Source organism: Gammaproteobacteria bacterium (assembly GCA_009845905.1).
In the GTDB taxonomy this organism is placed as follows: domain Bacteria; phylum Pseudomonadota; class Gammaproteobacteria; order Steroidobacterales; family Foliamicaceae; genus Foliamicus.
In genome coordinates, this window is record VXYS01000009.1 from 119,377 (window position 1) to 132,521 (window position 13,145).

11 protein-coding genes are annotated in these 13,145 nt (G+C 66.1%); 5 read left to right on the forward strand and 6 right to left on the reverse strand.

Translation table 11 applies throughout. The annotated features are described in order from the left end of the window. Window positions 1-1,116 carry an NAD(P) transhydrogenase subunit alpha gene (locus F4036_08080; GenBank protein ID MYK37694.1) on the reverse strand — a complete coding sequence of 372 codons (1,116 nt, stop codon included), beginning with the start codon at window positions 1,114-1,116 and terminating at the stop codon, window positions 1-3. A 132-nt stretch (window positions 1,117-1,248) separates the two neighbouring features. Between F4036_08080 and F4036_08085 the strand changes: the two genes are divergently transcribed. From F4036_08085 to F4036_08095, 3 genes are all read left to right on the forward strand, one after another. Then, window positions 1,249-1,866: an HNH endonuclease gene (locus F4036_08085; protein ID MYK37695.1), complete on the forward strand. Its 618-nt coding sequence runs from the start codon at window positions 1,249-1,251 to the stop codon at window positions 1,864-1,866. A 22-nt stretch (window positions 1,867-1,888) separates the two neighbouring features. Beyond that, window positions 1,889-3,883, forward strand: a complete 1,995-nt coding sequence (gene acs, locus F4036_08090; GenBank protein ID MYK37696.1) for an acetate--CoA ligase — start codon at window positions 1,889-1,891, stop codon at window positions 3,881-3,883. Between the two features lie 90 nt (window positions 3,884-3,973). Then, on the forward strand, window positions 3,974-4,705 hold the full coding sequence (locus F4036_08095) for a class I SAM-dependent methyltransferase (GenBank protein MYK37697.1): 732 nt from the start codon (window positions 3,974-3,976) through the stop codon (window positions 4,703-4,705). Window positions 4,706-4,899: 194 nt separating this feature from the next. Here the strand turns inward: F4036_08095 and F4036_08100 are convergent, their stop codons facing one another. From F4036_08100 to F4036_08120, 5 genes are read right to left on the reverse strand one after another with little or no spacing between them, the layout of a single operon-like run. Then, window positions 4,900-6,186, reverse strand: a complete 1,287-nt coding sequence (locus F4036_08100; protein MYK37698.1) for a TRAP transporter large permease — start codon at window positions 6,184-6,186, stop codon at window positions 4,900-4,902. 9 nt (window positions 6,187-6,195) lie between these two features. Beyond that, window positions 6,196-6,723 carry a TRAP transporter small permease gene (locus F4036_08105; GenBank protein MYK37699.1) on the reverse strand — a complete coding sequence of 176 codons (528 nt, stop codon included), beginning with the start codon at window positions 6,721-6,723 and terminating at the stop codon, window positions 6,196-6,198. Then, entirely contained in the window at window positions 6,713-7,744 is a 1,032-nt protein-coding gene (locus F4036_08110; GenBank protein MYK37700.1) for a hypothetical protein, read from the reverse strand. The genes F4036_08105 and F4036_08110 overlap by 11 nt, the downstream gene beginning before the upstream one ends. Beyond that, window positions 7,719-9,089, reverse strand: coding sequence for an MATE family efflux transporter (locus F4036_08115; GenBank protein MYK37701.1), 1,371 nt, complete (start codon window positions 9,087-9,089; stop codon window positions 7,719-7,721). The genes F4036_08110 and F4036_08115 overlap by 26 nt, the downstream gene beginning before the upstream one ends. 42 nt (window positions 9,090-9,131) lie before the next feature. Next, window positions 9,132-9,827, reverse strand: coding sequence for a haloacid dehalogenase type II (locus F4036_08120; GenBank protein ID MYK37702.1), 696 nt, complete (start codon window positions 9,825-9,827; stop codon window positions 9,132-9,134). A 93-nt stretch (window positions 9,828-9,920) separates the two neighbouring features. On the opposite strand from F4036_08120, the gene F4036_08125 reads away from it, so the two are divergent. Both F4036_08125 and F4036_08130 read left to right on the forward strand, forming a co-directional pair. Further along, the gene (locus F4036_08125) at window positions 9,921-11,462 is read left to right on the forward strand and encodes an FAD-dependent oxidoreductase (GenBank protein ID MYK37703.1); all 1,542 of its coding nucleotides are present in this window, start codon (window positions 9,921-9,923) and stop codon (window positions 11,460-11,462) included. Between the two features lie 97 nt (window positions 11,463-11,559). Next, window positions 11,560-13,131 (forward strand): FAD-dependent oxidoreductase, encoded by a 1,572-nt coding sequence (locus tag F4036_08130; GenBank protein MYK37704.1) that lies wholly within the window; start codon window positions 11,560-11,562, stop codon window positions 13,129-13,131. Window positions 13,132-13,145: the final 14 nt, after the last annotated feature.

Below are 13,145 nucleotides of genomic sequence, written 5' to 3' on the forward strand. Positions count from 1 at the left end.
TCAGTCCCTCCTCGCTCCCGCGTAACGGATCTCGCCCTCATGGGTCAGCAGCGTGCCCGCGAATACCGGGTCGTCCAGGTCGAGCGAGAACTCGTCGCCGTTGATGGCGGGCTTGATGAAATTGAACAGGTTGCGCGAATACATGGCGCTGGCGTGGCGGGCCATCATCGCCGGCACTTTCAACGGCGCCATGATGCGCACGCCGTTATGGTCGATCGTCTCGCCCGGACGGGTCAACTCGCAGTTGCCGCCGCCCTCGGCCGCCAGGTCCACGATGACCGAGCCCGGCCGCATCTGCTCGACCGCCGCGGCGCTGACGATGCGCGGCGAGGGCCGGCCGGGAACCGCGGCCGTGGTGATCAGCATGTCGCAGGCCGCGATATGCCGATCCAGGGCCTCCCGCTGCATGGCCTTTTCCTCGTCCGTGAGTTCCCGCGCATAACCGCCTTCGCCGGTCGCGCTCACGCCGGAGTCGACGAAGCGGGCTCCCAGGGATTCGACCTGCTCGCGCGTCTCCTCGCGCACGTCGTAGGCCTCGACCACGGCGCCCAGCCGGCGCGCGGTGGCGATGGCCTGCAGCCCGGCCACGCCGACGCCCAGCACCAGGGTGCGGGCGGGGCTGATCGTGCCGGCGGCCGTCGTGAGCATGGGCAGAAACTTCTGCATCTCGTCGGCCGCCATCAGGACCGCCTTGTAGCCGGCCACCGACGCCTGCGAGGACAGCACGTCCATCGATTGGGCGCGCGATATGCGCGGCACCAGCTCCATCGAGAAAGCCGTAACTCCGGCATCGCGCAAGGCGTCCGTCGTTTCCGAGGGTGCGTAGGCGTTCAGCAGGCCCGCCACCATCGCGCCCTTCTTCAGCTCCGCGATGCGCTCGATCTCCGGCGGCCCAACGCAGAAAAGGGCATCGCATGCCTTCGTCACGGCGCCGGGCGACGACTCAAGACCGATGTCCTTGTAGTCGCTGTCCGCGAAACTTGCGGCAAGGCCCGCGCCCTTCTCCATGACGACGCGCAGCCCCGCAGCCTGCATGCGCACCCAGACCTTGGGCACCACGGCTACGCGCTTTTCGCCTGGCGCGGTCTCGCGCAAAACGCCGATTGTCAGGGGCATCTGGGAGAAGAAATAATGCGCAGCAAGCGGGAGTTGGCGCGCATTTTAGCCGACGGGCGGCGCCGATTTTCCCCGCCCGACATTGAAATTTCGCAATTTAGATGTATAAGGCCACCTGATAGGGAGCGTGTGATGCTGCTGATTGAAGACGCCTTGGACTTGCGCCAGTGGGTGCTGCGCACCGACGTGGCGGGCCGTCCCCTGGGCTGGATCGACTACCGCGATGCCGTGCGGCTCTATCACGCGGGCCAGGTCGCCTATCACTGCGGCCGGCCGCTTTTCCGGATTCGCGGCGGTATCTGCGCGCTCACCGGCCACCGCAGCGAGGTGGACGTGAATACGATCGTGGCTACGCAGGGCGTGTCGGCAGGGCTCAACAAGCGTCTCGACAATTACACGCCGCCGCTCAACAACCACACGCTGTTCCGCCGCGATGCGCAGATCTGCATGTACTGCGGCGGGCGCTTCCTCAGGCGCGACCTGACGCGCGATCATGTGCGCCCGATCAGCCAGGGCGGATCGGACGTCTGGGCCAATGTGGTGGCGGCCTGCAAGCGCTGCAACAATTTCAAGGGCGGCCGTCTGCCCGAGGATGCCGGCATGCAGTTGCTGGCCGTACCCTTCGTGCCCACCTATGCCGAATACATCTATCTGAAGGGCCGGCGCGTGCTGGCCGACCAGATGGAGTTCCTGAAGGCCCATTTTCCGCGCGACAGCCGCCTGCAAAGCCGCTTCGAACAGGCCGCCTGAATCGCCCGGACGGCGGGTCGTCGTGTCAACCGGAAACATTGAATCGGTCCTGAGCGAGGATCGCCGGTTCGACCCGGACGAGTCTTTCGCGAACCGCGCGCAAGTCAACGGGGAACTGCTTGACGAGCTTTGCCGGAGGGGCGACAGCGACCCGGTGAGCCTGTGGGCCGACCTGGCCCGCGAGATGCTGACCTGGCACAAGCCGTTCAGCGCCACCCTCGACCGTTCGCGCGCGCCGCACTTCGCCTGGTTCTCCGACGGCGAACTGAACGCCAGCGAGGCCTGCCTGGGTCCCTGGATCAGGCAGGTCCCGGACCGCCCGGCGATCGTCTACGAGGGCGAGGACGGCGACAGCCGAACGCTGACCTACCGCGAGCTGGGCGGTGCCGTCGAACGCCTGGGCGCCGCCCTGCGCGGTCAGGGCGTGGCCGCCGGCGACCGCGTTGTGATCTATATGCCGATGTGCCCGGAAGCCATCGTCGCGATGCACGCCTGCGCGCGCATCGGCGCCGTGCATTCGGTCGTGTTCGGCGGCTTCTCGGCCCGCTCGCTGTACGACCGGGTGGTGGACGCCAGCGCCGAAGTCGTCATTACCGCCGATGCCGGACGCCGTGGCGGCAAATTCGTGCGCCTCAAGGCCGCCGTGGACCGGGCGCTGGAGTACGGGGAGCATCCGGTGCGCCGGGTGATCGTTTTCCGGCACTCGGGGGAAGACGTCGCCTGGAATGACAGCCGCGACCGCTGGGCGCACGAACTGACCGATTCCGCCGCGGCCGACTGTCCGGCCGAGTACGTGAATGCGGAGCATCCGCTGTTCCTGCTCTACACCTCCGGCTCCACCGGCAAGCCCAAGGGCATACAGCACTCCACGGCGGGCTACCTGCTGCATGCCAGGCTGACCTGCCGCTGGGTGTTCGACCTTCGCGAGGACGACGTGTTCTGGTGCACGGCCGATGTGGGCTGGATCACCGGCCACAGCTACGTCGCCTACGGGCCGCTGGCCTCCGGCGCCACCGTCGTGATCTACGAAGGCGCGCCGACCTGGCCGCACGGCGGCCGTTTCTGGGAAATCTGCGAACGCTACGGCGTTACCGTCTTCTATACCGCGCCCACCGCGATCCGCGCCCTGATGAAGCTGGGCGACGAGCTGCCGGGGAAATACGATCTTTCCTCCCTGCGGCTGCTGGGCACCGTGGGCGAGCCGATCAACCCCGAGGCCTGGATGTGGTATCACCGCGTGATCGGCAACGGCGGCTGCCCCATTGTCGATACCTGGTGGCAGACCGAGACCGGCGGCATCATGATTTCGCCGGTCCCGGGCGTCACCTCCACCAAGCCCGGTTCCTGCACCCGGCCGCTGCCGGGCGTGCATGCGGCCATCGTGGACGAGAACGGTGACGAGATTACCGAGCCCGACCGCGGCGGCTACCTCGTGATCCGCCATCCCTGGCCGTCGATGCTGCGCAATATCTGGGGCGACAGCGAACGCTACCGCGAGACCTACTTCGGCAAGTTCGGCGACGACTGCTACATCACCGGCGACAGCGCCCGCCGCGACGCCGACGGCTATTTCTGGATCATGGGCCGGCTGGACGACGTCGTGAACGTGTCCGGCCACCGCCTCGGCACGATGGAAGTCGAGTCGGCGCTGGTGGCCCATCCGTCAGTGGCCGAGGCCGCGGTCGTGAGCCGCCCGCACGAGATCAAGGGCGAGTCCATCTTCGCCTTCGTGGTGCTCAAATCCGTGAGCGAGGGTACCTCGCCCTCCCCCGGGAGAGAGGGCGTCGCGCCCTCAAACCAGAACACCATGGAGCAACAGCTGCGCGCCTGGGTCGACGAACAGCTCGGCCCCATCGCCCGCCCCGACGATCTGCGCATCGTCGAGGCCCTCCCCAAGACCCGCTCCGGCAAGATCATGCGCCGCCTGCTCCGCTCCATCGCCCGCGGCGAGGAAATCAACCAGGACGTCTCAACCCTCGAAAACGCCGACCTCGTCCGCCAACTCATGCGGCCCTGATTCCAATCAGGCTGCGTCTCGCGCCCGGGCTTGGTGCCTTACGAACGCGTTACACTTTGCGGCCCCCGTACCGGGGGTGGAGGAACGGTAATGAAGAAACTGCTTGGGGTAGTCCTGATGGCCCTGTTCTCGATGTCCGCGTCCGCGGACCTGGCGGAGCAACTCGCGGCGAGCGGCCGATCCGATGCGGACAAGGCGCGGGACGAGGCCAGAAGGCCGGCCGAAGTGCTCGACTTTCTCGGAATCGGGCCGGGCATGACCGTTATGGACCTGCTGGCGTCGGGCGGCTGGTACACCGAGGTGCTTTCGGTGGCCGTGGGACCGGAGGGCACCGTTTACGCCCAGAATCCTCCGATGTTGCTGGGCTTCAATGACAACGCCTACGACAAGGCGATTACGGCCCGCTTGGCGGACAACCGGCTCCCGAACGTGATCCGGCTGGACCGCGACGAGGATGACACGGGCCTGGAGCCCGGTTCGCTGGACGCCGCGCTGACCGCCCTGAACCTGCATGACCGCCACAACTTCGGAAGCGACGAGGACGTTGCGGCCTTGTTGGCCGCGGTGAACGGCTTGCTCAAGCCCGGCGGCGTGCTCGGCGTGATCGACCACTACGGTGATCCGGACAAGGACAACACCCAATTGCATCGCCTGAACGTGGCCACGGCGCTGCCGATCATCGAGGCCGCCGGTTTCGAGATGGAGAGTTCGGACCTGCTGCGCAATCCCGACGACAACCGCACCCTGCTGGTGTTCGATCCCGCGATTCGCGGCAAGACCGACCGGCTGCTCTACAAGCTCACCAAACCCGCCGTCAAATAGCGCGCACGAGCCGCATCCTTTCCCCTGTCTCGAGGGAGTGTGCCCTCATTCCCAGCACCCCCCGTAGCCCTTCTTCACCCCCGTCTTCCGGGAGCGTGTGAGCCATGGATGGCGGAACCGAGCTCCATGGACGGATTTATGCGTCTCCCGGAAGACGGGGGTGAAGAAGAGCGGGATCGAAGCGGCCCGCGGGGTCAGCGGAGGGTGATTGCGGGGAACAGGATCAGCACGCCGAGCAGCAACGCGTCGCAGGCCAGGTAAGGCAAGGCCGCGCGGATGACCTGTCCGAGCGTGGTCCCCTTCGGCGCGACGCTCTGCATCAGGAACAGCAGCAGCCCGAACGGCGGCGTCGTCAGGCTCATCTCCAGGGCCAGCAGCACCACCACGCCGAACCAGATGGGGTCGAAGCCCATCAGCGTGGCCAGCGGAAAGAACACCGGGATGGTGAGCAGCATGATCGATAGCTGGTCCATGAACATGCCAAGCACCAGCATCAACGCGAACATCAGCAGCAACTTCGCGTACGGTCCCGCCTCCAGCGCGATCGACCATTCCACCACCGCCGTGCTGGCGCCCGAGAAGGCCATCAACTGGCTGAACACCGACGAACTCAGGATCAGCAGGAACACCATGCCGGAGATGCGAACCGTGCTGGCCAGCGCCGCCCGCAGCGCCCTGACCGTGAGCTTGCGGGAAAAAGCCGCAAGCGCGGCCACGCTGAGCGCGCCGAAAGCCGCGGCCTCCGAGGGCGTCGCCCAGCCCAGCACGATGAAACCCACGACGCAGAAAACCACCAGGCCCAGCGGCAGTATGTTGAACACCAGGAGCTGAATGCGGCGCTTGACCGGAACCCTTTGCACGCCGTAACTGGGCGCGCTGTTCGGATTGAGGCGCGCCTGCAGATAGATGACCAGGCTGTAGCCGACCGCCAGCACCAGGCCGGGAAGGATTCCTGCGATCAGCAGCGCGCCGATATTGAGCCCGGCAAGGCTGCCGAGCAGCACGCCCAGCGAAGACGGCGGGATCAGCATGGCCAGGCCGCCGGTGCCGATGATGGGTCCGATGGACATGTGCGGCGCATACCCCCGGCGGGTCATTTCGGGGATCATCAGCGAGCCGAGCATGGCGGTATTGGCCATCGTCGATCCGGTGAGCGTGGAAAAGGTCGAGCCGCCGGCAACGGTGATGTAGCTCAGGCGAGCGGGAAGCCTGCCGAACAGCGTCTCCAGCGCGTCGAACACCCTAAGCGCCAGGCCCGAATGAAACAGCAGGGCGCCCATGAACACGAACATGGGTACCGCGACCAGCGTGAAACTCGTGATCAGGCTGGTGGAGTTGTCCACCACCTGCAGCGGGCCGTACCAGTCGCCGACGAGTATCCAGGCGCCCAGGAGGTTGGCGGCCAGGAAGGCGAACGCCACCGGCACGCCCATCGCCATGAAGGCGAGGACCAGCAAGAACACGGCGAGGCCTGCGGTCATGGCGGCCGGTCAGAAGGCCTGGTCGGCCTCGGCCTGGGCCATGCTGTCGCCGCGTATCAGGCAACGCGTGAACTCCACCGCCATCATGGCGAAGCCCAGAGTGACCGGTGTAAACAGCGCCCAGCGCGGCATGTCCAGCGAGCGGATTTCCACTTCGCCCCGCATGACACCCTCTACCGCAAGGATGCCGGCCATTACCGCCACAATTACGCTGACCAGCGTGCAAAGGCCGAAGATCAGCTTGTCGAGCCTTCCACGCACGGTCGGTGAAGTCCGCCGATAGATGACTTCCACCACGATCCAGGCGCGCTCGCGCACCAGCCAGGGTGCGGCGGCCATGGTCAGGTAGAGCAGCGAATATTCGGTAAGCGCGACCGTGTAGGCAGGCGGTTGCCGGCCGAAGTTGCGCAGGGTCACGTCCACGACTATCAGCAGGCAATCGGCGGCGATCAGCGCGCAGGCGAACAGCACCATGCCGTTCACGAGCTTGTCCCAGGCCCTGGAAATCATTCCCCCGGACGTGCCTCTATCGTTCATTGAGAGCGGGACGCCCGCCCGCCCCGACCACTTCGTCGCTCTGGGGGTAAAACAGCGGCTTCAGCGTCTCGACCGAGTCCGGAGCGCGCTTGCGCATGCGCTCCCATACAACCTGGTGGGCAAGGTCCCGAAAGGCCTCCGGATCGGGCGCCGGCACGCTCTGGAATCCGGTCTCGGCCAGTTCCGCGTATTCGCGAACGCGCAGGTCGCGGAACCACTCGTTCGCCTCCACCGCGTACTTCGTCGCCTCGTCGGTCAGGATGTGTCGCGCTTCTTCGCTCAGGGCGTTCCAGCGGTCCAGGTTGATCTGGAGGCAGATGGACAGGTTAAGCACTTCCGGGTCGATGCGATAGCGGACGAACTCCTCCACGCCCAGGTCCGCGAGGCCCACGCTGGTAAAGGCCAGGCCGTCGACGATGCCGCGCTGCAGGGCGGTATAGGTTTCGCGCAGCGCAATCTGCACCGGGCGGGCCCCGAAGGCGTAGAGCAGTTCCCGGTTGGATGGCGAGGTGCGAAGCTTCAGACCGCGAAGGTCCGGCATTCCGTCGGGCGTGAACTCCGGACGGCGCGCCAGGTAGATGCTGATGCCGATGCCGGACTGCATCCAGCCGATCAGGTGGGCGTTGGCGCGTTTCTTCCAGTACGGCTGCAGGGCTTCCAGCGCACCGCTGGCGCGCGCCTGCATCGGGTCGATGTTGGAAGCGAAGATGGCGTCGCCCTCCGGCAGCAGCCCGAGGTAGTAGGTGATTCCGCCCAGGGCCATGTCGATCACGCCGCGCCGGAGAGCGTAGAAGAGCTGGCGCTGCGGTATGACTTCGGGGCCGCCGATGAACTCGATCTGCACCACGCCGCGGCCGCGTTCGTTGACCGCGTCGATATAAACCTGGGCGTGCTGCGAGAAATTGATCTGGCGGTTCCAGGAACTGACCAGCGTCAACGTCTCCTCGGCAATGGCCGGTGCGCAAGCAAACAGCGCGAGCGCGGCTATAAGCGCCTTAAGCCTGGGCCTTGACACGATTATTGTCCGGAAGGGCGCCGGTCAGCTCAACCTGCCGCATTCCCCGCCGCAGAAGCACAATTCCGACTGAGGCGGACACCAGGTTGCCCAGGGCTCCGCCGAAGAACACCCCGATCAGTCCGAACAGCAGCCCAAGCAGCCATGAGAGCGGCACGTAGACCAGCAAGGTTCGGCACAGCGAGACCATCATGGCCGCCAGAGGCTTGCCGAGCGCGTTGAGCGACGTGTTGGAAATCATGGTCACGCCCAGCAGGCAATAGGTCCACGGCAGGATTCGCAACTGGGTCACTGCCGCGCGCATGGCGCCCTCGTCATGGGTAAAGAGTCCGACGATGGGTTCGGCGAAAATGCTCAGCAACGCGGCTACGGAGAGGCCGTATATGGTCGTGAAACGCAGGCACCAGTTGTGCGCCTCCCTCACCCGGTCCATCCGCTCGGCGCCCGCGTTCTGGCCCACGAACGGACCGATCGCCGCGCCCAATGCCATATAAGGCAACAGCGCCAGCGCCTCGGTGCGGACGCCGACGCCGAAGCCGGCCACCGCGGTCTGGCCGAAGCGCGCCACCATCGCTACCACGAAAGCTGAAGTCAGGGGCGCCATCAAACCGGAAGCGGTTGCCGACAACCCTACGTGCAGAATGCGCTTCCACGAATCGAGAATCAGTCTCATGCCGCGCAGCGTAAGGAACTTGTCCCGGCGGATCCCGATGACCAGCATGGCCGAAAGCGAAATCACGTTGGCGAACACGGTGGCAAGGGCGGCGCCCTGCACTTCCATTCGCGGAAACCCGAAAAGGCCGAAGATAAAAATGGGATCCAGAATGGCATTGACCACGGCCGTCAGAGTGAGCAGGACGCCCGGCGACTTGGCGTCGCCCAGCGCGCGAAGGATCGAACCGCCGATGACGGGTCCCACCACGAAGATAAGCCCGATCAGGTAAATCTCCATGTAGTCGCGAACCAGAGGCATGGTGGTCTCGTCGGCGCCCATCAGGCCGAAGAGGTCTTCCATGAATATCCAACCCAGCGCCAGCAGCACCAGTCCAAGCAGTCCGCTGAGCAGGAACGCGTGGGTGGCGATGCGCCGAACCCGGCGCTTGTTGCCCTGGCCCAGCAAACGCGCAATCACCGAACTGGCGCCCACGCCTATGCCCATCGCCACGGCGGCCACGACAAAGCCCACGGGCTGGGTAAAGCTGACGGCGGCCAGCGGCAGGGGTCCGAGCCGGCTGACGAACCAGGCGTCCACCAGTCCGAAGGAGATCATGGCCAGCAGCCCGATCATCATCGGGACCATCAGTTCCCAGAGATGACGGCCGACGGGGCCTTCGGTCAGGCGCGCTTCCATGACCCGCGCATGATACGGGACGGGCGCCGATGTGCTGTTCCGCTACAGAAGCGACTCGACCAGTTCGTCCAGGCTGGAGACGCGGATGTCGGCCTCGATTCGGCCCTGTGGGGCGCGCGCCGCCCCGGACGCCGCTCCCGCATAGCGGTCCACCCACGCGGTGCGGATCCCCATTGCGCGGGCGGGCTCTATATCGTGGAACAGGCTTTGCGCCGCGTGCAGCAATTCCACCCTGGCGATACCCATTTCCGCCAACCGCGCCAGCAGGAATCGGAAATTGCGCGGGTCCGGCTTGTACGAACCGATCTCCTCGGCCGTGCACACGAGATCGAAGCGGATGCCCAGGGCCCGTTCGGTTGCCGCAAAGGACGCCTTGTCCACGTTCGACAGCACCACAAGTCGATAGTGCTCCTGCAGCCGGGTCAGCGCCTTCGACGTATCCGGAAACGGCGGCCAGCGGCGAATCGAGCGGGCGAACCCGCCGGCATCGGCAGCGCTTACCGGCAGGTCTAATCTGCGTCCGATCCTTTCCGCCACCCGGTGCAACACCTCGGGATAGGGCAATTCCGGATCGGACGACTGCACCACGGGCTCGGCCTCCGAGAACGCCGCCAGCAATTCGGCGCGTTCCAGGGCTGCTCCGTGGCGCCTCGACCACGCCGACAATGCGTCGGCAATGCCGCTTTCCCAGTCGATCAGCGTTCCGTAACAGTCGAAGCTGATGGCCCTGATTCCCATGGTCCCCTCCCGAGGCAAACGCGCATTTTAGGGCCGGCAGCCGAACGCGAAATCCCCTGCGTAGAATGGCAAGGTCGTTGGGAGGTTCTTCAAATGCGCAGCAAGTCTTTCGAGTTCCCGGTGCAAGCCGGGCAAGCGCAAGTCAGCAAGCGGGAATTGCTCGCGGGGGCGGGGGCGGCTGCTGCGCTGGCGCTGATGCCGCGGATCAGCCGGGCGGCGAGCGAGACCTGGGACCTGATCGTGGTGGGCGGAGGATCAGCGGGGCTTCCGTGCGCGATCTTCGCGGCCCGGCAGGGCGCGCGTGTGCTGGTGGTGGACCGGGCGCACCGGCTGGGGGGAACGCTGGACCGATCGACCGGGCAGATCGCCGCGGCGGGAACGCGTATCCAGGCGGAACAGGGCATCGAGGATTCGCCGGAAGCGCACTTCGACGACATCATGCGCATCAGCCGAGGCAAGGTGGACCCCGATCTGGCCCGCGTGTTCGTGGGCGAGGCGGCCAGGACGGTGGACTGGCTCTGCGATCACGGGTTCACGCCCTTGCCCGACCACCCGGTGACCACCGGAGGCCATGAACCGTACCGGGTGCGGCGCTATCAGTGGGCGGCGGGAAACGGGGTGGCGATCCTGAGAGTGCTCCTGCCGGAATTCATGGATCTGGCCCGCAAGGGCTCGATCGAATTCCTGATGCGCACCGACGCGAAGGAACTCATTCAGGACGCCGACGGCTCCGTCACGGGCGTGATGGTGGAGGACGCCCTGGGCCGCAGGATGGACCTGATGGGCCGCAAGGTCGCGATTACCACCGGGGGCGCAGGGGGCAACCCGGAAATGTTCGAGCGTTTGCACGGCGTTCCGATGTATGCGCGGCTGGCGTATCCGTTCAATCTGGGCGGCGGTCTGGAGATGGGCGTGGGCGCGGGCGGTGTGCTGCGAGGCGCGGAACTCTTCACGACCTTCTTCGGCATGGTGCTGAACGATTTCAACGTTCCCAGCACCCCGGCCGGAGTACCGGTCAACAGCTACCCGGAACGGCGCATGCCCTGGGAGATGTACGTGAACTCGGCCGGGCAGCGTTTCGTGCGCGAGGACCATCCCAGCGTGGACGAGCGCGAACACGCGCTCCTGGCCCAGGAGAACCACCGCTACTGGATGATCTTCGACCAGGAGATCATGGACACCGCGCCGCCGGTGGCGCTGGGGTGGGACCGCGAGCGGCTGGACTTCGCCTTCAGCAAGTATCACTTCTTCTCGCGCGCCGATACGCTGGCGGAACTGGCCTTCTGGGCGGGCATCGAGGTGGAGGGCCTGGCGGCAGCCGTCGAGCGCTATAACGCCGGGCAGGCCAGCGGGCGGGACCCGGATTTCGGCCGCGAACACATGCCGCTGCCGGTTCGCAAGCCGCCGTTCCATGCGATCCGCATGCAGGGCACCCAGTTGCTGACGTTCGCGGGGCTGCACGTCAACCCGCAACTCGAAGTGCTGAATCGGGACGGCCGGCCCATTCCCAATCTCTACGCCGCCGGCGAAGTGCTGGGGGCCGGAGCGACCACCGGGTTCGGGATCGTCAACGGGATGATGCTGACGCCGGCGCTGGTGTTCGGGCGCATGATCGGGGAACGGGTCCTGACTTAGGATCCGCGAAAAAGGATCGCCTTGACTGCCTCGGGCCGTCCGCGCGGTTCGCGCGCATCGCAGTGGCGGCGGCCGAGGTCCGGAAATCGTGCGTAGAATGACTGTCTCGTTTGGGAGGGTCCTTCAAATGCGCAACAATTCGTTCGAAATCCTGGCGGAAGCCGGGAAAGTGCAAATCAACAAGCGGGAACTGCTCGCCGGCGCGGGCGCGGCGGCGGCGTTGGCCCTGATGCCGCGAATCAGCCGTGCGGCCAGCGAGACCTGGGACCTGATCGTGATCGGCGGAGGTTCGGCGGGACTTCCCTGCGCGATCTTCGCCGCCCAGCAGGGCGCCCGGGTCCTGGTGGTCGAACGCGCGCACCGTCTGGGCGGCACGCTGGACCGTTCCTCGGGCCAGATCGCGGCTGCCGGCACCCGGCTGCAGGCCGAACTGGAGATCGAGGATTCGCCGGAAGCGCACTTCGACGACATCATGCGGATCAGCAAGGGCAAGGTCGATGCCGACCTGGTCCGGGTGTTCGTCAATGATGCGGCCAGGACCCTGGACTGGCTTGGCGACCACGGGTTCACGCCGCTTGACGGCCATCCGGTCAAGTACGGCGGACACGAGCCCTACCTGACCCGGCGCTACCAATGGGCCGAAAAGGCCGGTGTCGCGATCCTTCAGATCCTGCTTCCCCAGTTCCTCGACCTGGCCCGGCAGGGTTCGATCGAGTTCCTGATCCGCACCGATGCGCAGGAACTGATACAGGACGATTCGGGCGCGGTCACGGGCGTCATGGTGCGCGATGCAACGGGACGCAAGATGGACCTGCTGGGCCGCAAGGTGGCGCTCACCAGCGGCGGCTGCGCGGGCAACCCCGAAATGTTCAAGGACCTGCACGGGGCGCCGTTGTACGCGAGTCTGGCCTATCCCTACAATCTGGGCGGTGGCCTGGAGATGGGTGTGGCGGCGGGCGGCACGCTGCGCGGCGCCGAGCTGTTCCAGACCTTCTTCGGAATGGTGCTGAACGACTTCAACGTGCCGAGCACGCCGGCCCCGGTTTCCGTCAACACCACCCCTCAATCCCGCTTGCCCTGGGAGATGTACGTCAACACCGCCGGACAGCGCTTCGTGCGCGAGGACCATCCCAGCGTGGACGCGCGCGAACACTCATTGCTTGGACAGGAGGGCCATCGCTACTGGATCGTGTTCGACCAGGCCATCTTGGACGCCGCCCCGCCCCTGGTCAGGGGCTGGGACCGCGACCGCCTGGACCTGGCCTTCGACAAGTACCACTTCTTTTCGCGCGGCGAATCGCTCGCCGAACTGGCCTATTGGGCCGGGATCGAAGGCGACGGACTCGCCGCATCCGTTGATCGCTACAATTCGGCCCAAGGGGGCGGCCGGGATTCCGATTTCGGACGCGAGCACATGCCGTTGCCCTTGGGCAAACCGCCGTACTACGCCATCCGCATGCAGGGCACGCAGTTGCTTTCCTTTGCCGGCCTGAACGTGAACACAAACCTTGAAGTGCTGAACGGGAACGGCGATCCCATCCCCAATCTCTACGCCGCCGGCGAAGTGCTGGGCGCGGGAGCATTGACCGGCTTCGGCATCACCAACGGGATGCTGCTGACGCCTGCGCTGGTGTTCGGGCGCATGATCGGGGAACGCGTGTTCGCCTGACACCCGTGGGAGGA